This is a genomic window from Bacillus sp. PS217 (assembly GCF_037963535.1).
Taxonomy (GTDB): domain Bacteria; phylum Bacillota; class Bacilli; order Bacillales; family Bacillaceae; genus Bacillus; species Bacillus subtilis.
This window is the reverse complement of the sequence record NZ_CP150157.1, coordinates 3,970,521-3,995,969: the sequence shown is the minus strand read 5'-3', so window position 1 is coordinate 3,995,969 and position 25,449 is coordinate 3,970,521. Positions and strand designations below refer to the sequence as shown.

Sequence of the window (25,449 nt, the reverse complement as noted above, 5' to 3'; positions counted from 1 at the left end):
CAGTTCTGCGCAAAACAGACAGACATCAGTCTGACTATGTAAGAGAACAGTGAGAAATCACCTATCTGTTTGAATATGAAAACATTCGGCTGTTTTAATAGGCCGGGGTATCTTCATAGGGAAATGTAAGCGTTTAAAATTTAATAAAAAAGAGAGGCGAATTGTTTAGATGTTCAACCGATTGTTTCGTGTATGTTTTCTTGCAGCTCTTATCATGGCCTTCACCCTGCCAAACTCCGCCAATGCACAAAAACCCGTATTTAAAGAAGTCAGCGTTCATGATCCTTCCATCATTGAAACAAATGGCACCTTTTATGTTTTTGGATCTCATCTCGCTTCAGCAAAAACAAATGACCTCATGCAATGGCAGCAGCTGACCACCAGCGTAAGCAATGACAACCCACTTATCCCGAATGTCTATAAAGAATTAAAAGATACCTTCGAATGGGCGCAATCCGATACTCTTTGGGCGGCTGACGTCACGCAGCTGGCGGACGGCAAATACTACATGTACTACAACGCCTGCCGCGGCGACTCACCTAGGTCCGCCATGGGTGTTGCCGTCGCTGACAACATCGAAGGGCCATACAAAAACAAAGGCATCTTTTTGAAATCAGGAATGGAAGGCACAAGCAGCGATGGAACACCGTATGACGCAACCAAACATCCGAATGTCGTCGACCCGCATACCTTCTTTGATAAAGACGGAAAGCTGTGGATGGTGTACGGATCATACTCAGGCGGCATTTTCATACTTGAAATGAATCCGAAAACGGGCTTCCCGCTTCCTGGGCAGGGCTACGGCAAAAAACTGCTCGGCGGCAACCACAGCAGAATCGAAGGCCCGTATGTTCTCTACAATCCAGACACCCAATACTACTACTTATACCTATCATATGGCGGTCTCGATGCAACAGGCGGCTATAACATTCGTGTGGCCCGCTCCAAGAAACCAGACGGCCCTTACTATGATGCAGAAGGCAATCCAATGCTCGACGTCCGCGGCAAAGAAGGCACATTCTTCGACGACCGTTCCATCGAACCATACGGCGTCAAACTCATGGGCAGCTACACTTTTGAAACAGAAAATGAAAAAGGCACCGGGTACGTCTCACCAGGCCACAACTCCGCATACTATGATGAAAAAACCGGGCGTTCCTATTTAATCTTCCACACCCGCTTCCCGGGCAGGGGTGAAGAACACGAAGTCAGAGTCCACCAATTGTTCATGAACAAAGACGGCTGGCCGGTAGCAGCACCATATCGTTATGCGGGCGAAACATTGAAAGAAGTAAAACAAAAAGACATCACAGGAACATACAAACTTATCCAGCACGGAAAAGACATCTCAGCCGACATCAAACAAACCATCAACATCCAGCTCAACAAAAACCACACCATTTCCGGGGAAATGACCGGAACATGGCAGAAAACCGGAAAAAACACAGCCGACATCACGTTAGCGGGCAAGAAGTATAACGGGGTATTTTTACGCCAGTGGGATTCGGTGAGAGAGAAGAACGTCATGACGTTTAGTGTGTTGAATGGCAACGGTGAGGCTGTTTGGGGATCTAAATAAGATGGAGAAGCGCCTTCGTAGGAAGGCGTTTTTTTATGAGTTTTATTGACTATAAGAAACAGTTAAGTGGGAGAAAAAATAAAAATGAAAGAGAGATTAAAGACTTAAATAAAAAGTCCCTCCTATGATTATTTTCTCCCTCTCATAAGGTGATTAGATCTATTTTTAGCATTTTAGAACCAGTTAAACACCTCTCAAGACAAACTTTTTTACCTATTTATCCAATATGATCCATCATGTAATATGAAAATAGTCTGTATTGTAAAGAATTTACACAGTTTGATAGAAACACGAGGTGTTGCGGCATGCATAGTGAAATGTTGTTACATTCGGTAAAAGCCGACTTACATGAAAAGCAGGAACAGATCCATCAATTAAAACGAGTGCTGCACGAAATTAGGCAAATCAAACACGATTTCTCTGAGGCCCAGCATCTCATTCACCGGCCTCATCTTAACCGGGAGGCATGGAGAGGAACACATGCTCAGCGGTTTGAAGATATTCGTGAAGGAATGAACAAAGCATATCAGCAAATCAAAAGCGATCAAGTCAGCGGAATCATCGAAAGCATAGAAGGAAAAATCCATTCATTAGAGGGCGATGTGTATTCTATAAGACGCCAAATTACGAGGATAGAGCATGAAATAGAGAAGGAAAAACATAAAAAGTGAGGTGAGCACAAATGGCACAGGAAATCAAAATGGTCTATGGCACAGTGAAGCAAGGGCTCTCTCAGCTTAAGAATTCAGCGGAACTCAAGTCCTCCTTGCCCGGCCATCTCTCAGGGCGAAACCATTTGAATGTGGTAAAGTCCATCGAGCAATTAAATGAGGACATCAAAGAGCTCACTGAAGCATATGCGTCCGTTCTGGACAAGCATATCGCACAAACGGAAAGCGCGGTAAACGCCATGAAGGAAACGGACGAAAACATATCATCTTCCATGAAATAAAGCGCGGGAGGACAAGGGATTGAAAACATTAGATGTCCACGCTCTTCACGAGGGCATTCAGCATACGATTGAGAAACTGGACAAGCAAAAACAACAGCTGGAAAAGCTGGAAAAAAGCGTTGAGCATCTGGCAGGCATGAAGGATGCGCTGAAAGGAAAAGGCGGAGATGCCATCCGGACCTTTTACGAGGAGTGCCACAAGCCTTTTCTCCTTTTCTTTGGCATGTTTATCGACGAATACAAAAAAGTGCTGAAACAAACACAGCATGCGATTTCCTCTGTAGAATCTGACTCCCACGGCATGATCGCAGAGGCTTTTCTCTCACACGATGCGAGACATGGGGTCAAGCATGCACGAGAAGTGACAGAGCAGCTCACTGACGCAGTCAATCGCCAGACATCAGCCATCGGCCACATCGTCAGCTTGCCGGCAGTCAATGATACCTTTTTCCGAATGGAAACAGAACAGGCTGAGCGGCTGATTTCAGACACCCTGCATAAGCTCTTTCAATTTGACGGCCAGCAAACCCAAGCACTAGAAACCGCAAAATCAGATTTTCAAACGATGAAAAAATATATAGACCAGCTCGGAACCATGTATACCGGTCCGAAAATTGAAATCACAGGCTACAAAAGCGGCTCTATCCTGAAATCACAGGAAGAAGAAAACATCAACCAAACCTTCGGCGCGATTAACCCGCAAATGAAGCAGGCGGATGATTCACCGATGGAGATGATGCTGAAGAAATTAGCCGAGAATGAAAAGTCTAAAGTGGATTCAGTTGTCAAAACGGGTCATTCTAAAAAGGTAAGTAAAAATATCATCGTTATCAATGGTAAAGTGTATAATACGAGTGAACATAGAGAACATATAAAAACTGATTTCTCAAATGCAGAGGTTAAGCAAGTCGTTTATAATGATACACTTTACAATGTATACATATCTGGTAATGACATGAAGCTTGAGCCTGTCGTCTCGCTTTCGGACATTAAAGTGGATGAGAATGGATATGTGAAAATTTTAGAGACAGCTGTAGAACTTACCGGCGTGTATGATCTTTTTAAGGCAGCCACGGGCAGAGATCCGGTATCAGGCGAAAAAGTCACAGGGAAAGACCGTGTTGTTGCCTCCATAAACTCAGTACCATTTGCCAAAATAGCTAAGTTAGAAAAGTTAATAGATATTAATAAACTTATTAATGATGGGAAAAAGGCTAAGAAGGCTTCGGAAGTTAAAAACGTTGCTAAGGATACGGGTAAGGGTGTACCTTCTTATGGAAAGAAGTCAGTACCTAAAGGACCTTACAGAGAAGTACATGGATTCCCAGTTAAAGTAAAGCCAGGTGCTCAAGAGAAACATATTCCTAATACGCCAAATTACAAACAAGAAATAGCAAATGGTAAAAACAAGAGTATTTTCTATGGTGATAATAAAACAGCACAGGAATTGCTTGATAAGTTTGCAGGAAAAGGTCAACTACTACCAAACGGTAAAAAAGAAAGAGTAGACTTTGGTAAACCAATTGGAAAATACTATGATCGTGATACTGGTGAATACATTGAAACTACTAGAGGAATGATTCATTACGGAAAAGACGGAGCGCATATAGTGCCTTCAGAACCATTAAAGAAGTAATAAGAGGAGGATATACATGGAATATGATCCTTTAATAAAAGCGTTAAAAGAGTATAAAGATAGTGACTTGATAATAGAGTGGGATAGTGGATTAAAGATTATTGGTGAACCAGACACACTCTTTGAAACAGACAATGGGTTGGATGACGATGATGTGAATTTTATCGAATATTATGCAGTTACATTTCAAGTAAATGATATTTTAGCTCATCCTACTAGTGAAGAAAGTAGTTTATATAATTGGTTAATACAAAAGAAAGGTTCATTAGTTGAAATTTCACTTTATGATGATCCGCCAAGTGCAGTTTTTTTAACTGACGGAGAAAGTATATGGAAAAGGAATAGTCAAAAATAAAACATATACCTTGATGGGCTAAATTGCCTTTCAAGGTTTTTTACTTTTATATTAAGTCAGCTGATATATTTGATAGTATTTTCGGAAAAATAAAACAAAATAGCTTCCCTCTATAACAAAACAGTCCTCAATAAGTATTCCCTTTAGTCAAAACCCAAAAATGAAAGCGTTGACATCCCTTGAATCTAGTGCTAAAGTATACCTACAAACAAATAAAACGACCCGTCAGGATTGTTACTGCGAAAGCAGGCAAAACCTAAATGGTGCAGGTGCAGGAGGAGACTCTCGCAATCTGTGTCCATTTAGGTTTTTTTTATTCTCTTTTAGGAGGTGATGCAGCATTTGATACAAAAAAAGCTGGTGAAAGGCGGCCACCTTTCTTCCAGCAGTCCCCTCATAAAAAGGAGGTATACACATGGATTATGATAAATTATCGAAGGACATATTACAACTCGTAGGCGGTGAAGACAACGTTCAGCGCGTGATCCACTGCATGACGAGGCTGCGTTTTAATCTTCATGACAATTCGAAGGCGGATCGCAGTCAGTTGGAGCAGCTGCCTGGAGTGATGGGCACCAATATTAGCGGCGAGCAGTTTCAGATCATTATCGGAAACGATGTGCCGAAGGTGTATCAGGCGATTGTGCGGCACAGCAATCTCAGTGATGAGAAGAGCGCTGGTTCATCCTCTCAGAAAAAGAATGTGCTGAGTGCGGTCTTTGATGTGATTTCTGGTGTGTTTACCCCGATTCTGCCTGCGATTGCGGGAGCGGGGATGATCAAAGGTCTTGTTGCGCTGGCAGTTACGTTTGGCTGGATGGCGGAGAAGAGCCAGGTTCATGTCATTTTGACGGCTGTCGGTGACGGCGCGTTCTACTTCCTGCCGCTCCTGCTAGCGATGAGTGCGGCGAGAAAATTCGGAAGCAATCCGTACGTAGCGGCAGCCATTGCGGCGGCGATTCTGCATCCGGATTTGACAGCCCTGCTCGATGCGGGGAAACCGATTTCCTTTATCGGGCTTCCTGTAACCGCTGCCACTTATTCGTCAACGGTCATCCCAATTTTGCTGGCGATTTGGATTGCTTCGTACGTAGAAAAATGGATTGACCGTTTTACACACTCGTCTCTCAAATTGATTGTGGTTCCGACATTCACGCTATTGATTGTCGTGCCGCTGACATTGATTACAGTCGGTCCGCTTGGCGCTATTTTAGGAGAATACTTGTCTTCTGGGGTCAATTATTTGTTTGATCATGCAGGGCTTGTGGCAATGATTTTGCTGGCGGGTACATTCTCTTTAATCATTATGACGGGCATGCACTATGCCTTTGTGCCGATCATGATCAACAACATCGCTCAAAACGGCCACGATTATTTACTGCCGGCTATGTTTTTGGCGAATATGGGGCAGGCGGGAGCATCATTTGCCGTCTTCCTTCGCTCCAGAAACAAAAAATTTAAATCACTCGCGCTTACCACAAGCATCACGGCGCTGATGGGGATCACAGAACCTGCGATGTACGGCGTGAATATGCGATTGAAAAAGCCGTTTGCGGCCGCTTTGATTGGCGGTGCAGCCGGTGGCGCGTTTTACGGCATGACGGGTGTTGCTTCCTATATCGTCGGGGGGAATGCAGGTCTCCCGAGCATCCCTGTCTTTATCGGCCCAACGTTTATTTACGCGATGATCGGCCTTGTGATTGCGTTTGCGGCGGGAACAGCAGCTGCGTATTTGCTTGGATTCGAGGATGTGCCTTCTGACGGCAGCCAGCAGCCGGCAGTGCATGAAGGCAGCAGAGAGATCATTCACAGCCCGATTAAGGGAGAAGTGAAAGCATTAAGTGAAGTCAAAGACGGAGTGTTTTCTGCCGGGATCATGGGAAAAGGATTCGCCATTGAGCCTGAAGAAGGAGAAGTTGTGTCGCCTGTTCGTGGAAGCGTTACCACCATTTTTAAAACAAAACACGCAATTGGCATTACGAGTGATCAGGGAGCTGAAATACTCATACACATTGGATTGGACACGGTGAAGCTGGAGGGACAATGGTTCACGGCTCACGTCAAAGAAGGCGACAAGGTCGCACCGGGAGATCCGCTCGTGTCCTTTGATCTGGAGCAAATCAAAGCCGCGGGATATGACGTCATTACCCCGGTGATTGTGACCAACACAGACCAATATTCATTTTCGCCGGTGAAAGAGATCGGTAAAGTACAGACAAAAGAAGCGCTGCTTGCTTTATCTTGAAAAAACTAATGGGGTGATCAATATGAGTTCAAACGCAAAACGATTTCCAGAAGGATTTTTATGGGGCGGCGCAGTTGCTGCCAACCAAGTGGAGGGTGCTTATAACGAGGGTGGTAAGGGGCTTTCGACAGCTGACGTATCGCCGAACGGGATCATGTCTCCATTTGATGAATCAATGACTTCCTTGAATCTGTATCACAACGGGATTGACTTTTATCATCGTTATAAAGAGGATATCGCCTTATTTGCAGAAATGGGATTTAAGGCGTTCCGCACATCGATTGCGTGGACGAGAATTTTTCCGAATGGCGATGAAGAGGAGCCCAATGAAGACGGCCTCAGATTTTATGATGATCTGTTTGATGAGCTGTTAAAGCATCATATTGAGCCTGTCGTAACCATCTCTCATTATGAAATGCCGCTCGGTTTAGTGAAAAATTATGGCGGCTGGAAGAATCGCAAAGTCATAGGGTTTTATGAACGCTATGCCAAAACGGTTTTCAAACGCTATCAACACAAAGTGAAGTATTGGATGACGTTCAATGAAATTAACGTGGTGCTCCATGCGCCATTTACCGGAGGCGGTCTTGTTTTTGAAGAAGGAGAAAACAAATTAAACGCGATGTACCAGGCGGCACACCATCAATTTGTGGCCAGTGCTCTTGCTGTCAAAGCGGGTCACGACATCATTCCTGATTCGAAAATCGGCTGTATGATAGCGGCAACCACAACCTATCCGATGACTTCTAAGCCGGAGGATGTCTTCGCGGCAATGGAGAATGAGCGCGAAACACTTTTCTTCTCAGATGTTCAGGCAAGAGGCGCATACCCGGGATATATGAAACGCTATCTGGCAGAAAACAATATTGAAATTGAAATGGCTGAAGGCGATGAAGAGCTCTTGAAAGAACATACGGTGGATTACATTGGATTCAGCTACTACATGTCGATGGCGGCGAGCACTGATCCGGAAGAGCTTGCAAAATCAGGGGGCAACCTGCTGGGCGGAGTCAAAAACCCTTACCTCAAATCATCAGAATGGGGCTGGCAAATTGATCCGAAAGGCTTGCGCATCACGCTCAACACCTTATACGACCGTTATCAGAAGCCGCTGTTCATTGTTGAAAACGGCCTTGGCGCTGTAGACAAGGTTGAAGAGGACGGCACGATTCAGGACGATTACAGAATCAACTATCTTCGTGATCATTTAATTGAAGCGCGCGAAGCCATTGCGGACGGCGTTGAATTAATCGGATACACATCATGGGGGCCAATTGACCTTGTCAGCGCATCTACTGCGGAAATGAAAAAACGCTACGGTTTCATTTATGTGGACAGGGACAATAAAGGACATGGAACATTTAATCGCATCAAGAAAAAAAGCTTCAACTGGTATCAGCAGGTCATCGCCACAAACGGAGAGAGTCTCTGACAATTTTTTGAAAACTCATGCGCTTCAATTGACAATAACGAAATGCAGGCGGACAATAAAAGAGAAAGATGAACCACCCACAGTCCGAAAGGCGGGAAGAGCATGTTTAACAAAATGTTAGTAGCGATTGACGGATCAGACATGAGTGCAAAAGCGCTTGATGCCGCAGTGCATTTGGCAAAAGAGCAACAAGCGGAACTAAGCATTCTTCATGTGGGGAGAGAAGCCGTCGTCTCGACTTCTTCTCTGACGGGAATTGTCTATGTGCCTGAACACTTTATTGATGAAATCAGGAACGAGGTTAAAAAAGAGGGCCTGAAAATCCTTGAGAATGCAAAAGAAAAAGCAGCCGAAAAAGGCGTTCAAGCTGAAACCATTTACGCTAATAGCGAGCCGGCGTATGAGATACTAAATCACGCAAAAGAGAAAGGCGTCAGCCTGATTGTAGTTGGCAGCCGGGGGATCAGCGGCCTGAAAGAAATGATGCTTGGAAGCGTCAGCCATAAAGTGTCTCAATTATCAACATGCCCGGTTTTGATTGTTCGATAGATTTGTAAAAAAAGCGCCCTTGGGCGCTTTTTTTTATTTAGAATAGAAGTGTTATAATATCTACATGTAAAAAAGAGGAATTCTATGTGTAGATTTCTGAATTCATAAAAAACAGTTTATGCTATGCAGTACTGGAGGTAGAATACGTTTGATGCAACAGGATCTTTCCATATCGTCAAAACAAAAATCAACAGCCGTAATCAAAATGGTCATCTCTATGGTGATTTTCGGCTCCATCGGCTTTTTCTCAGAGCATACCAATCTGCCGTCATTTGAATTGGTCTTTGTCCGCTGCCTTTGCGCAACGCTGTTTTTAGGTCTTTGCTGGCTGGCGTCCGGCCAGTATAAAACTGAAAAATGGAGCAAGAGAGACGTGCTGCAAACATTGGCGTGCGGTTTCTTTCTTGTATTCAACTGGGTGTTTTTATTTAAGTCTTTTGAAGAAACGTCCGTTACAATTGCCATCTCCGTTTATCATCTAGCGCCGGTGCTTGTTCTTCTTCTGGGGAGCTTCTTCTACAGAGAGAAATTAAATGTGATCTCCGTCAGCTCCATTATCATCTGCTTTCTGGGAACTGCGCTGATTTCCGGGATTAACGGCAGCACTTCATTGACACAGCTGATGGGATCAGGGATCATATGGGCAGTTCTCGCCGCACTGTTTTATGCGTTCACCACTTTATTGGGAAAAGGCATTCACAATCTCAGTCCTTACACGACCACCTTCTTGCAGACGGGTTTAGGGGTTATCATCTTGATTCCGTTTATTCACTTTGGCGCTTTTGCTGACCTATCTCAGGGAAACTGGATTATGGTGGTATCTACCGGCATTATCCATACGGGTATTGTATATTTGTTGTTTTTTGACAGCTTGCGATTTTTATCAACGAAATTTATTTCAATCATTGTATTTCTCGACCCCGCTGTCGCAATCGTGCTCGATACCGTCTTCACAGGCTTCCGCCCTGACCTCTATCAAACGCTTGGCATCGTAATGATCTTTGCGGGCATGGCCTTGACGCTTGTCAGGAGGCAGGGGAAGGTGAATGTGGCAGCTGAGGGTACGGATATTGAACAAATGCAATAATGGAAAATGTAAAAAGGCCTATGCGGCCTTTTTTTGTTTTAGGTCAATTGACTCTCGCTAATCCTTAAAATAAGATAAATTTTCTAGAAAAATATTGTAATAATATTTCAGTCTAGTTAAGATTATTGAGTAAATATTACTTTTATTACAGAAGGAGAGAGAAAATGAAAAAAAGAAAGAGGCGAAACTTTAAAAGGTTCATTGCAGCATTTTTAGTGTTGGCTTTAATAATTTCATTAGTGCCAGCCGATGTACTGGCAAAAACCACAGAAGAAGAGAATGGAAATCGTATTGCTGCCGATGATCCAGAAGAAACTCTTCAGAAAGAACAATCTGAGGAAGCTGTACCTTTTGATCCAAAAGATATAAACAAAGAGGGTGAGATCACCTCTGAAAGAACAGAAAATACAAAACTCTATTATGAAGGTGACGGTGTCTATAAACAGGAAGTATACCTTGATCCTATTCATACAAAGGAAACACCTGATGCCGACTGGGAAGACATTTCTCCTGAGTTAAAAGAGTCGACAAGCAAACAAGTCCAGACAGAGAACGCTATTTTGAATTCAGATTTTCAAAAGCAAATGAAGAACGGGCTTTATGCGACTTTTGAGCATAATGACCATAAGGTTACATATTCACTTGTAGAAGCGAAAGGCCCGAATAAAACTTCACTTACTCCGAAAGATACCTCAGCAGATTATAAGACTGACAGTAATGAGATTGTGTATCCGGATGTTTTTCCGAATATTGATCTTCAGACTTTCACATTCAATGAAAACATAAAAGAAGATTTAGTCCTTCATCAGTATGATGGATACAACACATTTACATTTCAGTTAAAAACCGATTTGCAGGCTAAAGAACAAGAGGATGGATCCATTGATTTTTCTGATGAAAAAGGCAAAGTTGTTTTTTCTGTGCCTAAACCTTTTATGACGGATTCAAAACTAGATGAGCTTTCCGGCGAGGTTGAACGGTCAGACAAAGTCAGCTATAAGCTAGAAAAGAATGAAGAAGGGTATTTGCTTCATCTTACGGCAGACGAGAACTGGCTGAAAGACCCAGAACGCGTATATCCAGTATCTATCGACCCGTCAACTTCTTTATCTGTTTCATCGGATACGTTTGTCATGAGTGCCTACCCGACGACGAACTATTCGGCCTCCTCACAAAAATGGGATGCTAATTTAAAGGCCTATGTACTGAAAACGGGCTATTATGACAAAACAACAGGCACAAACTATGCGTTCATGAAATTTAACAACCTAAAGCCAATTCAAAATATGACTGTCACTAAAGCTACATTAAAAACATACGTAGCCCATTCCTATTATGGAACAAAGGCAACCGGTCTTTGGCTGGATACGGTCAACAGCAATTATGATAATGCAAAAATGACATGGAACACCAAACCGGCATCTAAAAATATCGGAAAAGCCGACGTCCATAAAGGACAGTGGGCGAGTTATGATGTGACCGCTGCTGTAAAGTCATGGAACTCCGGCGGGGCCAACTATGGGTTTAAGCTTCATACAAACGGAAACGGTAAGGAATACTGGAAAAAACTAATTTCTTCAGCGAACTCCGCCAATAAACCGTATATTGAAGTGACGTATACCATACCAAAGGGAAACACCCCTACAATTAAAGCCTATCACAATGGTGATTCCACTGGTTATTTTGATATCAGTTGGAAAAAGGTTGAAGGTGCGAAAGGGTATAAGGTATGGATTTACAATGGTAAAGAATATCAAGCGATCTCTACAGGCAACGTCACGTCGTGGAGCACAAAAGGGAAAAAAATCTGGCCTACGAGCGCAGAAATTGCCTCCAAGCGATATAAACTGCATCTGGACGGCAAGGATGGAGCTGAATTGGCATTAGACCCATCCCCGGTCTATAAGAACTCCGGCGGAAGCTATGCCACAAGCAAAAACTATTGGATTGGCGTCAGTGCGATATTTGACCAAGGTGAAGGAGCGATGTCCGCACCGGCAAAGCCCGTTATCCCTAATGTAGGAAAAGCACAAGCACCGTCAGCAAAGGGCTACAATAATGGGAATGCCACAGGATACTTCGACCTTTCTTGGAAAGCTGTATCCGGTGCAACCGGCTATAAGGTTCAGGTGTTCAATGGGAAAGGCTTTGAGACACTTGATCTCGGAAATCAGACGTCTTGGACCACAAAAGGGAAAAAGATCTGGCCGACAAGTGCAGAAATCAAGGCGGGAAAATATGCTCTTCACCTAAAGGACGGAAGCGGAGCAGAGCTGCCGATCAATCCCGGACCAACCTATAAAAACGCCGGGGGAGATGGAGCCAAAAGAAATTACTCGTTTAAAATTATCGCATACAACAAAGACGGCGAAGCCATTGCATCCCCGGCTGCTAACCCGGCACTTCCTGATATCGCTAGGCCAAAGAATGTAACTGGCTATTTGTATACAAATACAAAATCGAGTCAAACGGGTTATGTGAATTTGATATGGGAAAAGGTTCAAAATGCGAAAGGCTATAAAGTTAACATTTACAACGGTAAGGAATATCAGTCCTTTGATGTGGGTGACGCGGATCATTGGACAACCCAAAATAAAAACATTTGGCCGACTTCTGAGGAAATCAAAGCCGGAAGCTATAAGCTTCATACAGATGGAAAAGGCGGGGAATTAGCCCTCGATCCGTCACCTGTCTATAACAATGCAAATGGAAATTACAAAGGGAAGAAGAATTATTCTTTCACGCTTGTCGCTTATGATGCGAATGGTGAAACGATTCCGACAGCGCCCTTTAACCCAACGTTCCATGAAGGAGCAGAATTCCTTGGGACAGAAGAATACTGGTCTATCATTGATATCCCAAGCGGCCAGTTAAATGGTGCGACAGGCAATGTCATTGTGAATGAAGAAGATTTGTCAATTGACGGACGTGGTCCGGGACTTGGCTTATCGAGAACCTACAACAGTCTTGACAGCTCTGATCATTTATTTGGGCAAGGCTGGTATGCTGATGCAGAAACATCTGTCATCTCAACGGATGGCGGGGCAATGTATATCGATGAAGACGCTACGACACATCGATTCACGAAAAAAGCCGATGGCACCTATCAGCCGCCGACCGGTGTATATCTTGAATTAACAGAAACAACTGATCAGTTCATATTAAAAACAAAGGATCAAACCAACGCTTATTTCAATAAAAAAGGCGGCAAACTCCAAAAGGTAGTGGATGGCCACAACAATGCAACTGTCTATACTTACAATGACAAAAATCAACTGACCGCCATTACAGATGCATCAGGCCGCAAGCTTACATTTACCTATGATGAAAACGGCCATGTGACGTCCATCACCGGACCTAAGAATAAGAAAGTCACCTACTCATATGAGAATGATTTGCTGAAGAAGGTTACAGATACAGACGGGACTGTCACAAGCTATGACTACGATAGCGAAGGGCGCCTTGTCAAACAGTATTCAGCCAACAGTACCGAAGCAAAGCCTGTCTTTACCGAATATCAGTATAATGGACACCGTCTTGATAAAGCGATTAACGCTAAGAAAGAAACATATGTCTATAGCTATGATGCTGATAAAAAGACGCTTCTCATGACACAGCCGAATGGCCGGAAAGTACAGTACGGCTATAATGAAGCGGGAAATCCGATTCAGGTCATTGATGATGCGGAAGGGTTAAAAATTACAACGAATACAAAGTATGAAGGCAACAATGTTGTAGAAGATGTCGATCCAAACGACGTCGGCACCGGAAAAGCAACGGAAAGCTATCAATATGACAAAGATGGCAACGTTACGTCTGTTAAAGACGCATATGGAACTGAGACATACGAATACAACAAAAACAACGATGTCACAAAAATGAAGGATACCGAGGGCAATGTCACGGATATTGCTTATGACGGACTGGATGCTGTATCCGAAACCGATCAGAGTGGAAAATCATCGTCAGCAGCCGTTTATGATAAATACGGAAATCAGATTCAATCCAGCAAAGATTTATCAGCTTCAACTAATATTTTGAAAGATGGAAGCTTTGAAGCGCAAAAATCCGGCTGGAATCTGACTGCTTCTAAAGACAGCGGCAAAATCTCAATTATCACCGATAAAAGCGGGGTTCTTTCCGGATCAAAGGCATTGGAAGTCTTGAGCCAATCAACGTCTGCCGGAACAGATCATGGGTATTCGTCAGCAACACAAACAGTTGAGCTGGAGCCGAATACAACCTATACATTAAGCGGGAAAATCAAAACAGATCTTGCGAAATCAAGAGCCTACTTTAACATTGATTTGCGAGACAAAGATCAAAAACGAATTCAATGGATTCACAATGAATACAGTGCATTAGCCGGAAAAAACGACTGGACAAAACGGCAAATCACTTTTACGACTCCAGCGAATGCAGGAAAAGCCGTTGTGTATATGGAAGTCGATCATAAAGATAAAGATGGCAAAGGAAAAGCATGGTTTGATGAAGTCCAGCTGGAAAAAGGCGAAGTATCGTCAAGCTATAACCCAGTTCAAAACAGCAGTTTCACCTCAGCAACGGAAAGCTGGAATGTAAGCGGAGCATCCGTTGATTCTGAAGAAGGCTTTAATGATGATGTATCATTAAAAGCTGCCCGGACCAGTGCGTCCCAAGCCGGATCAGTAACAAAACAAACCGTTGTCTTAGGGCAAAGCGCAAATGACAAATCGGTTTATCTCACACTGACAGGAATGTCGAAAGCAAGCAGCGTCAAATTTACAGATGAAAAAGACTATTCTCTGCAGGCGAATGTCACTTACGCTGACGGCAGCACAGGCGTCTACAATGCGAAATTCCCTTCTGGAACACAGGAATGGAACCGGGCAGCTGTCGTCATCCCTAAAACAAAGCCGATCAATAAAGTAGATATTAGTATTCTGTTCCAAAAGAGTGCGACAGGCACAGTCTGGTTTGATGATATCCGTTTGATTGAAGGAAGCCTTCTGACTAAAAGCACGTATGACAGTAATGGCAACTATGTGACCAAGGAAGAGGACGAACTAGGTTACGCCACTTCAACTGATTACGATGAAACTGGTAAGAAAACGTCTGAAACAGATGCAAAAGGTGAAAAAACAACCTATACGTATGATCAGGCAGACCAATTGACAAACATGACGCTCTCTAACGGCACGTCTATCCTTCACAGCTATGATAAGGAAGGCAATGAGGTAAGCAAAACCATCCGGGCGGGAGCAGATCAAACCTATAAATACGAATATGATGTGATGGGCAAGCTTGTCAAAACAACTGATCCTCTGGGCAATGTGTTAGCAAGCGAATATGATGCCAACAGCAACCTGACCAAAACCATTTCACCAAATGGCAACGAAGTGTCTCTTTCTTATGATGGAACAGACCGGGTGAAATCAAAGTCGTATAACGGTACAGAAAAGTACAATTTCACGTATGACAAAAATGGAAATGAAACGTCGGTCGTCAATAAAGAGCAGAACACCACAAAAAAACGGACATTTGACAACAAAAACCGTTTAACCGAATTGACTGACCGCGGCGGCAGCCAAACTTGGACATATCCTAGTGACTCCGATAAGCTGAAAACCTTCTCGTGGAGCCATGGAGATCAAAAAGGAACGAATCAATTTACGTATAACAAACTTGATCAAATGATTGAGATGAAAGACAGTACATCTTCCTATTCATTTGATTATGATGAAAATGGAAACGTCCAAACCTTTATTACGGGCAACGGCGGCGGAACAAGTTTTTCATATGACGAAAGAAACCTTGTAAGCTCGCTGCATATCGGCGACAAAAATGGCGGAAGCATTCTGACAGAAAGCTATGAATACGACGCCAACGGCAACCGCACAACGATAAACAGCTCAGCAAGCGGCAAGGTGCAATATGAGTATGGGAAGCTGAATCAGCTTGTCAAAGAAACCCATGAAGACGGTACTGTTATTGAATACACATATGATGGATTCGGAAACCGGAAAACCGTTACAACTATAAAAGACGGCTCAAGCAAAACGGTGAACGCTTCCTTCAACATCATGAACCAGCTGACAAAAGTCAATGATGAAAGCATCTCTTACGATAAAAACGGCAACCGCACATCCGACGGCAAATTCACATATACGTGGGATGCAGAAGATAACCTGACCGCCGTTACCAAAAAAGGCGAAGACAAGCCATTCACAACATATAAGTATGACGAAAAAGGAAACAGAATCCAAAAAACCGTCAACGGAAAAGTCACGAACTACTTCTACGACGGAGACAGCTTGAACGTCTTGTATGAAACAGACGCGGACAACAACGTCACAAAATCATACACGTACGGAGACAGCGGCCAGCTGTTATCCTACACAGAAAATGGTAAGAAATATTTCTATCACTACAACGCACACGGCGACATCATCGCGATCTCAGACAGCACTGGAAAAACCGTTGCCAAATATCAGTACGACGCATGGGGAAATCCAACAAAAACCGAAGCAAGCGACGAAGTAAAAGACAACCGCTACCGCTACGCAGGCTACCAATACGACGAAGAAACCGGCCTGTACTACCTCATGGCCCGCTACTACGAGCCAAGAAACGGCGTGTTCCTATCGCTCGACCCAGACCCGGGCAGCGACGGCGACTCATTGGATCAGAATGGGTATGCTTATGGAAATAATAACCCGGTGATGAATGTTGATCCGGACGGGCATTGGGTGTGGCTAGCCATTAATGCTGGATTTGCGGCTTATGATGCTTATAAAGCATATAAATCTGGTAAGGGCTGGCGAGGAGTTGCTAAAGCTGCAGCATTTGGTTTTATTGGTGGGGGAAGGTTAAAAATTGCTAGTAGGATAGGAAAATGGGCTACTACGACTAGATATTGGAGTAAAGGCACTTTTAAGAGTGCAAAGGCTTCTTTAAATTATCATCATAAAAAACATGTCGTTTGGAAAGGGAGATCTTACGGTAAAAAAAGATACACTAATGCAGCTAGGGCTTTTTATAGATCTAATAAACATTTAAGACAAAAACATGTTCTTTCTAACGGGAAAAAAGGCTATAAAATTAAGAATGGCAAAAGAGGAGGGTATTATACGAGAAGTGGTAAAATTATTACATTTTGGCATAACGGTTGGAAAAAAAGAAGATAGTGTTTTGTAAGACACAAATTATTTGGGGAGGGATAATAATTAAAAAGTATAAGCGTTACAATTTAGATAATGAGTTAATTTCCACCCTTGAGAGAATTAAAAGAGATTTAGAAGGTCCATTTCCTTCTGATATTGAGAAATTAGAGGAAGATTATAATGAATTTTGTTCAGCGGAAGATTTTTATGAATTTTTTATGCTCATCGTTGGAAGTCTAAGTTATGTTTTAGCAGATAAAAAACTGCCCAAACGCCAACTTGATTCATTATCAAAATCTTTTTTTGAACTATACCCAAGGTACTCTCAAATGAATGGAATTTTAGAAAACTATCCTGCACTAAAGCGAGAACTAGAACTACACGAGCGAGCAAGGAGATTATTAATTAAAATAATTTCTAATTAGCTAGCACTTTAAGAAATAGGTACGTACTACTTTCAATTTGAAATGATAGTATAAGCTTAGAAAATGTATTTAGAACTGGCACGGAAAGTTATTAAAAAGCAAAACCCCAGCCTTCACTCAAGGTTGGGGTTTCTGCATATGACGCGCCAAATTCTGAAGACAGTGGCTGCGTAAGTGAGGATAGCCGGAATAGTGATGCAATGAGAAAAATAGAAAGGATGTTTATGGTGTTATGAAGTATGGAAGCTTCAGCAGAAATAAACATTGAAAGCCGCAGTAAGACAGAGCATGAACAATATGATATAGCGGAGGGTATATTCACTTTGTTTGTATTTATCAATCATGGTTGAACGGTCGGAGTAAATCGGCTTCGTTCCGGGTGCGGCGGCAAAGATATGTGTGGTGTATTCAGAATAAACATGCTCCCATCCGGCATTTTCGAATATTTCAAGGTACTCATCTATGTTGTCATTATCGACGGCACGATAGTCTAAGCTGTAGATCAATTTCCGCGGCTCAGTTTTTCTAAGCTTATACCCCATAAACGCAAAAGAATCGAGTACCCAGCCTTTGCTGGCCATATCACTTAGTCTCTTCATATCCTTTTCTTCTGAAAAGGCCAATCCTTCAGACATCATAAATTTTTTCTGTTTCATGATGAATCCCCTTTCAATTGTTGAAAAGCACGTTGACCGTGTTCAGCCATCACTTTTCTGCGCTGAATTTCTTTTTTGAGTAGTTCTTGGCCGTGCAAGGTGGTTTGGTACACTTTGCGCCGTGGGTTGTCATTGTTGACAAGCTTAATGATTTCTTCTTGCAGTAATTTCTTTAACAATGTATATAAGGTAGCCGGGCCGATCGTAAAGGAGTCATCGGTCATGTCCTCAATCTCCTGCATGATCGAATATCCGTGTTTTGGCTCCAGCAAGGTTAAGACAATATAATAGGCTGGATCGGTAAGCTGATCCATTTCCTGCGGACGCTGCTTTGGCAAGCGGTCACCTCATTTCTTATATCAACTAATGATATATCACTTATTGATATAATAAAATCTTCCTTTTTGTTTGTCAACGCAATTTTTTTCTTCCTTCAGTCATCATAAAGAAACAATCACCGAGTATGGATTAATGTATTCGTTTTCATAGAGGGGGAGTCTTGATGAAAAAATGGATGGCAGCGGTTTTTGTGATGATGCTGATGCTGTGTTTTGGCGGGAATGAGAGTGTGAAGGCGGCGGAGCCGAAGGTGTATCAATTTGACTTTGGAAGCGGTTCGGTGGAGCCTGGTTATATTGGTGTCAGGGCGTTTGATCGATATGATCGGTCAAAGGGCTACGGTTTTCAAACACCGGAGAATATGAGGGATGTGGCGGCATCCGGGACTGGTGTGAAGAGTGATGCGGTTCAGTTTTTAGCGTATGGGACGAAAAGCAATAACACGTTTAATGTGGATCTCCCGAACGGCCTTTATGAGGTGAAGGTGACGCTTGGCAATACGGCAAGGGCCAGTGTGGCGGCGGAGGGCGTGTTTCAGGTTATTAATATGACAGGGGATGGCGCGGAGGATACGTTCCAAATTCCTGTCACCGACGGGCAGCTGAATCTGCTGGTGACAGAGGGGAAAGCTGGCACCGCTTTTACGCTTAGCGCCTTGAAAATAAAGAAATTGTCTGATCAGCCGGTGACGAACCGAACCATTTATGTCGGCGGCGACTCGACGGTGTGCAATTATTATCCGCTCAACAGCAGCAAGCAGGCGGGCTGGGGGCAGATGCTGCCTCACTATATCGATAAACACACCTTTCAAGTGAGAAACATGGCGTCCGGCGGGCAGATCGCGAGAGGGTTCAGAAATGATGGACAGCTTGAGGCGATCCTGAAGTATATTAAACCGGGAGATTATTTTATATTGCAGCTTGGCATTAATGACACAAATCCGAAGCATAATGAATCTGAAGCGGAGTTTAAAGAGATGATGCGTGATATGATTCGTCAGGTAAAAGCGAAAGGAGCGGACGTCATCCTATCAACGCCTCAGGGCCGGGCGACCGATTTTACTTCTGAAGGCATCCATTCGTCTGTAAACAGATGGTACAGGGCCTCTATTTTAGCTTTGGCCGAAGAGGAAAAAACACACCTCATTGACTTAAATGTCCTCAGCTCGGCATACTTTACATCGATCGGTCCGGAAAGAACACTCGGGCTTTATATGGATGGAGATACGCTGCATCCGAATCGCGCGGGGGCCGACGCACTGGCGCGATTGGCTGTTCAGGAGCTAAAACGCCAGGGAATCGATGGCTTTTAATACATCACTTTTCGACAAAACACATATGCCTTCGTCAATTAGAGTATAATGAGAACATCTGCAAGAGACAGGAGTTTATACATGAGTCATTTTAAAAACTATCAAATCAGTCATGACATTTTACGAGCATTGGAAGGACTGGGATATACAGAACCGACCAAGGTGCAGCAGAGCGTGATCCCCGCTGCCCTTGAACGAAAGGATCTTGTCGTCAAATCACAGACGGGAAGCGGGAAAACGGCTTCGTTCGGAATTCCTCTCTGTGAGCTGGCGGATTGGGATGAAAACAAGCCGCAGGCGCTTATTTTAACTCCAACCCGTGAGCTTGCGGTGCAAGTAAAGGAAGATATCACGAACATCGGACGATTTAAACGGATCAAAGCGACAGCCGTATTTGGAAAATCCTCCTTTGATAAACAAAAAGCTGAGCTTAAGCAAAAAAGCCACATTGTTGTCGGCACGCCGGGACGTGTTCTGGATCATATCGAAAAAGGCACGCTGCCGTTGGATCGTCTCTCTTATTTGGTCATTGATGAAGCGGATGAGATGCTGAATATGGGCTTCATTGAGCAGGTGGAGGCGATTATCAAGCATCTTCCGACTGAGCGTACGACGATGCTGTTTTCGGCGACGCTTCCGCAGGATATCGAGAAGCTGAGCCGTCAATATATGCAAAACCCCGAGCATATCGAAATCAAAGCGGCCGGGCTTACCACAAGAAATATTGAACATGCGGTGATTCAAGTAAGAGAAGAGCATAAATTTTCATTGCTGAAAGATGTGCTGATGACGGAGAATCCCGACAGCTGCATCATTTTCTGCCGAACGAAGGAGCACGTCAATCAGCTGACCGATGAATTGGATGACTTAGGATATCCATGCGATAAAATTCACGGCGGAATGATTCAGGAAGACCGATTCGACGTCATGAATGAATTTAAACGTGGCGAGTACCGTTACTTAGTCGCGACGGATGTCGCCGCGCGCGGGATTGATATTGAAAATATCTCCCTTGTCATCAACTATGATCTGCCGCTTGAAAAGGAAAGCTATGTCCACCGCACGGGCCGAACGGGACGCGCAGGGAACAAAGGAAAGGCCATTTCGTTTGTCACGGCCTTCGAAAAACGGTTTTTAGCCGACATTGAAGAATATATCGGATTTGAGATTCAAAAAATAGAAGCCCCTTCTCAAGAGGAAGTGGCAAGGAAGAAACCAGAATTTCTAGCTAAAATGAATGACCGTCCGGAAAGCAAAAAAGACAAAAGCGAAGAGCTGAATAAAGACATTATGAAGCTGTATTTTAACGGCGGAAAGAAAAAGAAAATCAGAGCCGTTGATTTTGTAGGAACGATTGCAAAAATTGACGGTGTGTCAGCTGACGACATCGGCATCATTACGATCATGGATAACGCCTCATACGTTGAGATTTTAAATGGTAAAGGTCCTCATGTTCTCAAAGTGATGAAGAACACAACCGTCAAAGGGAAAAAGCTGAAGGTGAATAAAGCGAATAAATGATGAATGACCTGCTCCCAGTTAAAGGGGCAGGTCATTTTGCTGCTGGCTGACATTGGCGCTGGTCTCCTCCGGAACAAAGGCAAGAATCACAATACCAATTACAAACAAAATGATCAGACTGAACACCGCAGTCGAGGATTTCCCGGTCAGCTGGGCTGTCACGGCAATGAGCAGCGGTCCCATAATTGAGGCGAATTTTCCAAAAATGTTGTAAAAACCGAAGAATTCATTGGCGTGGCGCTTTGGCACAAGCTTGGCGAAATAGGAACGGCTTAGGGCTTGAATACCGCCCTGCGAGGTGGCGACAAGCATAGCCAGTATCCAGAAATCAAGCGTTGTCTCCATAAAATAGGCATACACGCAAACGATCATATAAATGACGATCCCGACGTACAGCATGGTCTTCCCCGTGAAGCGTTCTGCCAGTTTTCCGTATATAATCGAAAACGGTGCAGCGACCACCTGAGTGACAAATAGGATGATCAGAAGGCTTGAGGAGCCGATCCCTAAATCTGATCCATAGGATGTCGACATCGTAATAATTGTGCCGACTCCGTCGATATAAAAGAAATAAGCGAGCAAGAAGAGGAAAAGTGCCCGGTATTGCCTGATCCGTTTCATCGTTTGGCCGAGCCGCTTAAAGCTGTTGATGACAATATGAGGTTCTTTTTTGATGTAATAGCGTTGATGGACATGTTTAATCATTGGGATAGTGAACAGCCCCCACCAGGCAGCCGTTATGAAAAAGGACAGCTGGCTTGCGGCCGATACAGACACTGGAATCGTCTCTGCTTGCGCGAGCAGGATGACAGCAATACTGATGATAAATGGAATCGTGCTGCCAATGTATCCTAAGCCAAAACCCCGTGCCGAGACGAGATTCATCCGTTTCTCAGGCGTGACGTCCACGAGAAAGGCATCATAAAACACATTGGCGCCGGAAAAACCGATAGCCGATATCGTATAAAACAGCAACAATAGCAGCCAATGTTCACTAGGGATAAAGGCGAGCATCGCGGTGCTGGCGACACCGACTGACACAAAGAAACCGAAGAACTTTTTCTTGCACCCTTCATAGTCGGCGATTGTGCCTAAAATAGGGCCGAGCATCGCAAGAATAAACGTTGAAATCGCAATGGTATAGCCCAGATAGGCAGTCGATTGAGCGGCGCTGACACCGCTTTCCGCAGCTGCTGATTTATAAAATAACGGAAATACCGCGGTGGTCACGACAATTGAGTAAGCAGAATTTGCCCAGTCATATAATACCCAGCTGTTTTCTTGTTTCGTAAAACGTTTCATCATCAGAGCCCCCTCTCCGGTAACGATACTTCTATTGTACGAAAAATGGGCCTGAAAAGAATGGAATGCACGTCAATTTTTACAAAATATTTATGCTTTTGCGCTTCAAATCATACTTTTGATTTATTGCTGGGGTTAGGTGAATCTGGTACCATTTAACTATATTTTATGGTATTTTCCAGAAGGGATTCAGCAGAGAGGAGACAGAGCATGAGGCGAATAGGCTTGTGTATAAGCCTGCTGGTCACAGTTCTTGTGATGAGCGCATGCGAAAGTGAAGGTGAGGCTCAGATGTTCGCAGACTGTGATCAAAAGACAGTAAAACAAACCGCAGCCAAACCGATGAGCAGTAAGAAAAAGCAGGATTTCCAAGCCCTCGCAAGCGACAGGCAGCTGGCCATTGTGTTCAGTTCCATGATACAAGTGAGCGAAGCATTTGATTATGGAATCGGTAATCCAGAATACTTCGTGCGAAGCAACATGACTGAAGAAGAAGCAGACATTGCGAAGGAGAATCTCGAATCGATTAAGCTTGAGAACAAATCGCTCAAAAAACAAAACAGCGAGGCGGTCGCCTTGCTACAAAAAACGCGTAATCAAGACATGAGCCGCATCGAAATTCAGCAGCTGACAGAAAATAGAGCCGCTTTTTTTGAGACCGCAGACAGTATGATCAAACTCATCGGCCAAGTCACACCGAAAAACGCGAAGAAGACAAGACAGCAGCTGGATCAGCTGAAAAAACAATATACACAATACAGCGCTGAAAGCATTAAAATCATGAACAGCATTGTCAAAAAGCAGAAAGCTGACAAGGCATCATTTGAACGCCATCTGGAGGCGCTGCTTCAAAAACAGCCCGGGCAGCAGGTACGGAGTGAATTGTACTGACCAGCTTCCGTCTTTCCCTGATGATATTGACCTAGTACAAAAAGAATGTACAATCAAGATATAGTCTATTCTTAGTTGATTGGAGGGACATGCCATGAAAATTGCGAAGGTGATCAACAATAATGTGATCAGCGTGGTCAATGAACAGGGAAAAGAATTGGTCGTCATGGGCAGGGGGCTCGCGTTTCAGAAAAAGTCTGGCGATGATGTCGATGAAGCCCGCATTGAGAAAGTGTTCACGCTCGATAACAAGGATGTATCAGAAAAGTTCAAAACCCTTTTGTATGATATACCGATCGAGTGTATGGAAGTATCCGAAGAGATTATCAGCTACGCAAAATTACAGCTCGGCAAAAAGCTCAACGACAGCATCTATGTGTCGCTGACCGACCATATTAACTTTGCCATCCAGCGCAACCAGAAAGGGCTTGATATCAAAAACGCCTTGCTGTGGGAAACAAAACGGCTGTACAAAGACGAATTTGCGATCGGCAAAGAAGCGTTGGTTATGGTAAAAAACAAGACTGGTGTGTCTCTGCCAGAGGATGAAGCGGGCTTTATTGCTCTGCATATTGTAAATGCCGAGCTGAATGAAGAGATGCCCAATATTATCAACATTACAAAAGTCATGCAAGAGATTTTGAGTATTGTAAAATACCATTTTAAGATTGAATTCAACGAAGAATCGCTTCACTATTATCGGTTCGTCACCCACTTAAAGTTTTTCGCGCAGCGTCTATTTAACGGCACTCACATGGAAAGCCAGGACGATTTTTTGCTGGATACAGTGAAAGAAAAGTATCATCGCGCGTATGAATGCACGAAGAAAATCCAAACCTACATTGAGCGGGAGTATGAGCACAAGCTCACAAGTGATGAGCTGCTGTATTTAACCATTCACATAGAAAGGGTAGTTAAACAAGCATAATGAGAGCGCTGACATTTTTGTTTCCTTGTATTCATTTTTTCTTACATTCACATATGAAAATGATAGGATTGTTACTGATAAAGCAGGCAAAACCTAAATTACAATGAGTGCGGATCATCTCTGTCTGTGCTGATGGTAATTTAGGTTTTTATTTTTTTCAGAGGGAAGATGATGATAGTTACAGGATTCAAGTCAGTAAGATTCGATATTATCATTATTTTGACCGATGTTCCCTTTTAAAAGAATCATGTAAGATCAACATAGAAAACGCTTTCAATGAAAGGGGAATGCCAATATGCCTTATCTGAAACGAGTGTTGCTGCTTCTTGTCACTGGATTGTTTATGAGTTTGTTTGCAGTCACTTCTACTGCCTCAGCTCAAACAGGTGGATCGTTTTTTGACCCTTTTAACGGCTATAACTCCGGTTTTTGGCAAAAAGCAGATGGTTATTCGAATGGAAATATGTTCAACTGCACGTGGCGGGCTAATAACGTATCAGTGACGTCATTAGGTGAAATGCGTTTAGCGCTAACAAGCCCATCTTATAACAAGTTTGACTGCGGGGAAAACCGTTCTGTTCAAACATATGGCTATGGACTTTATGAAGTCAGAATGAAACCAGCTAAAAACACAGGGATCGTTTCATCGTTCTTCACATACACAGGTCCAACAGATGGAACCCCTTGGGATGAGATTGATATCGAATTTTTAGGAAAAGACACAACGAAGGTTCAATTTAACTATTATACAAATGGTGCAGGAAACCATGAGAAGATTGTGGATCTCGGGTTTGATGCAGCCAATGCCTATCATACGTATGCATTCGATTGGCAGCCAAACTCTATTAAATGGTATGTCGATGGGCAATTAAAACATACTGCAACAAGCCAAATTCCGACAACACCTGGAAAGATCATGATGAACCTGTGGAATGGCACGGGTGTCGATGAATGGCTTGGCTCCTACAATGGTGTAAATCCGCTATACGCTCATTATGACTGGGTGCGCTATACAAAAAAATAATGCCAAATGTGAAAGAGCCTGCTGCAATATAGCAGGCTCTTATGATTGTAATGAGAAGTTGTTGGCATGAATCT

The 25,449-nt window shown here is 43.5% G+C and carries 19 protein-coding genes; 16 read left to right on the top strand and 3 right to left on the bottom strand.

What is annotated here, in order from left to right:
* The first annotated feature begins 169 nt into the window (after positions 1-169).
* The 11 genes from abnB (at position 170) to NSQ83_RS20595 (ending at position 17,402) form a co-directional block, all read left to right on the top strand.
* Entirely contained in the window at positions 170-1,579 is a 1,410-nt protein-coding gene (gene abnB / locus NSQ83_RS20645) for an arabinan endo-1,5-alpha-L-arabinosidase AbnB (RefSeq protein ID WP_198878378.1), read from the top strand.
* A gap of 305 nt (positions 1,580-1,884) precedes the next feature.
* Positions 1,885-2,250 (top strand): DUF5082 family protein, encoded by a 366-nt coding sequence (locus tag NSQ83_RS20640; protein ID WP_014478447.1) that lies wholly within the window; start codon positions 1,885-1,887, stop codon positions 2,248-2,250.
* Positions 2,251-2,261: 11 nt separating this feature from the next.
* Positions 2,262-2,531: a YwqI/YxiC family protein gene (locus NSQ83_RS20635; RefSeq protein ID WP_198878379.1), complete on the top strand. Its 270-nt coding sequence runs from the start codon at positions 2,262-2,264 to the stop codon at positions 2,529-2,531.
* 19 nt (positions 2,532-2,550) lie between these two features.
* Positions 2,551-4,167 carry a T7SS effector LXG polymorphic toxin gene (locus NSQ83_RS20630; protein WP_198878380.1) on the top strand — a complete coding sequence of 539 codons (1,617 nt, stop codon included), beginning with the start codon at positions 2,551-2,553 and terminating at the stop codon, positions 4,165-4,167.
* A 16-nt stretch (positions 4,168-4,183) separates the two neighbouring features.
* Positions 4,184-4,522, top strand: a complete 339-nt coding sequence (locus tag NSQ83_RS20625; RefSeq protein WP_198878381.1) for a hypothetical protein — start codon at positions 4,184-4,186, stop codon at positions 4,520-4,522.
* Between the two features lie 415 nt (positions 4,523-4,937).
* Positions 4,938-6,767, top strand: a complete 1,830-nt coding sequence (bglP, locus tag NSQ83_RS20620; RefSeq protein ID WP_198878382.1) for a PTS beta-glucoside transporter subunit IIABC — start codon at positions 4,938-4,940, stop codon at positions 6,765-6,767.
* 22 nt (positions 6,768-6,789) lie between these two features.
* Positions 6,790-8,199 carry an aryl-phospho-beta-d-glucosidase gene (bglH, locus tag NSQ83_RS20615; protein ID WP_198878383.1) on the top strand — a complete coding sequence of 470 codons (1,410 nt, stop codon included), beginning with the start codon at positions 6,790-6,792 and terminating at the stop codon, positions 8,197-8,199.
* A 102-nt stretch (positions 8,200-8,301) separates the two neighbouring features.
* Positions 8,302-8,748, top strand: coding sequence for a universal stress protein (locus NSQ83_RS20610; RefSeq protein WP_198878384.1), 447 nt, complete (start codon positions 8,302-8,304; stop codon positions 8,746-8,748).
* A gap of 151 nt (positions 8,749-8,899) precedes the next feature.
* Positions 8,900-9,835, top strand: a complete 936-nt coding sequence (locus NSQ83_RS20605) for a DMT family transporter (RefSeq protein WP_160245584.1) — start codon at positions 8,900-8,902, stop codon at positions 9,833-9,835.
* A 164-nt stretch (positions 9,836-9,999) separates the two neighbouring features.
* Complete coding sequence (wapA, locus tag NSQ83_RS20600; RefSeq protein ID WP_128471942.1) at positions 10,000-17,001, top strand: tRNA nuclease WapA; 7,002 nt, start codon at positions 10,000-10,002, stop codon at positions 16,999-17,001.
* Complete coding sequence (locus NSQ83_RS20595) at positions 16,983-17,402, top strand: YxiJ family protein (RefSeq protein ID WP_214287113.1); 420 nt, start codon at positions 16,983-16,985, stop codon at positions 17,400-17,402. Before wapA ends, NSQ83_RS20595 begins: the two co-directional genes overlap by 19 nt.
* 248 nt (positions 17,403-17,650) lie before the next feature.
* On the opposite strand, the gene NSQ83_RS20590 is transcribed toward NSQ83_RS20595, so the two are convergent.
* Positions 17,651-18,058 carry a DUF2812 domain-containing protein gene (locus tag NSQ83_RS20590; RefSeq protein ID WP_128471941.1) on the bottom strand — a complete coding sequence of 136 codons (408 nt, stop codon included), beginning with the start codon at positions 18,056-18,058 and terminating at the stop codon, positions 17,651-17,653.
* Complete coding sequence (locus NSQ83_RS20585) at positions 18,055-18,396, bottom strand: helix-turn-helix transcriptional regulator (protein WP_128471940.1); 342 nt, start codon at positions 18,394-18,396, stop codon at positions 18,055-18,057. Before NSQ83_RS20585 ends, NSQ83_RS20590 begins: the two co-directional genes overlap by 4 nt.
* Before the next feature lie 164 nt (positions 18,397-18,560).
* On the opposite strand from NSQ83_RS20585, the gene NSQ83_RS20580 reads away from it, so the two are divergent.
* Both NSQ83_RS20580 and dbpA read left to right on the top strand, forming a co-directional pair.
* On the top strand, positions 18,561-19,709 hold the full coding sequence (locus NSQ83_RS20580) for a GDSL-type esterase/lipase family protein (RefSeq protein ID WP_038428036.1): 1,149 nt from the start codon (positions 18,561-18,563) through the stop codon (positions 19,707-19,709).
* An 81-nt stretch (positions 19,710-19,790) separates the two neighbouring features.
* On the top strand, positions 19,791-21,230 hold the full coding sequence (gene dbpA / locus NSQ83_RS20575; RefSeq protein WP_038428034.1) for an ATP-dependent RNA helicase DbpA: 1,440 nt from the start codon (positions 19,791-19,793) through the stop codon (positions 21,228-21,230).
* An 18-nt stretch (positions 21,231-21,248) separates the two neighbouring features.
* Here the strand turns inward: dbpA and NSQ83_RS20570 are convergent, their stop codons facing one another.
* Positions 21,249-22,535, bottom strand: a complete 1,287-nt coding sequence (locus tag NSQ83_RS20570) for an MFS transporter (protein WP_108029134.1) — start codon at positions 22,533-22,535, stop codon at positions 21,249-21,251.
* 207 nt (positions 22,536-22,742) lie between these two features.
* Between NSQ83_RS20570 and NSQ83_RS20565 the strand changes: the two genes are divergently transcribed.
* The 3 genes from NSQ83_RS20565 (at position 22,743) to bglS (ending at position 25,375) form a co-directional block, all read left to right on the top strand.
* Complete coding sequence (locus NSQ83_RS20565; RefSeq protein ID WP_069703586.1) at positions 22,743-23,423, top strand: hypothetical protein; 681 nt, start codon at positions 22,743-22,745, stop codon at positions 23,421-23,423.
* Between the two features lie 94 nt (positions 23,424-23,517).
* Positions 23,518-24,351, top strand: a complete 834-nt coding sequence (gene licT / locus NSQ83_RS20560; RefSeq protein WP_003242598.1) for a transcriptional antiterminator LicT — start codon at positions 23,518-23,520, stop codon at positions 24,349-24,351.
* Between the two features lie 295 nt (positions 24,352-24,646).
* Positions 24,647-25,375: a beta-glucanase gene (gene bglS / locus NSQ83_RS20555; RefSeq protein ID WP_069703587.1), complete on the top strand. Its 729-nt coding sequence runs from the start codon at positions 24,647-24,649 to the stop codon at positions 25,373-25,375.
* The last annotated feature ends 74 nt before the right edge of the window (positions 25,376-25,449 follow it).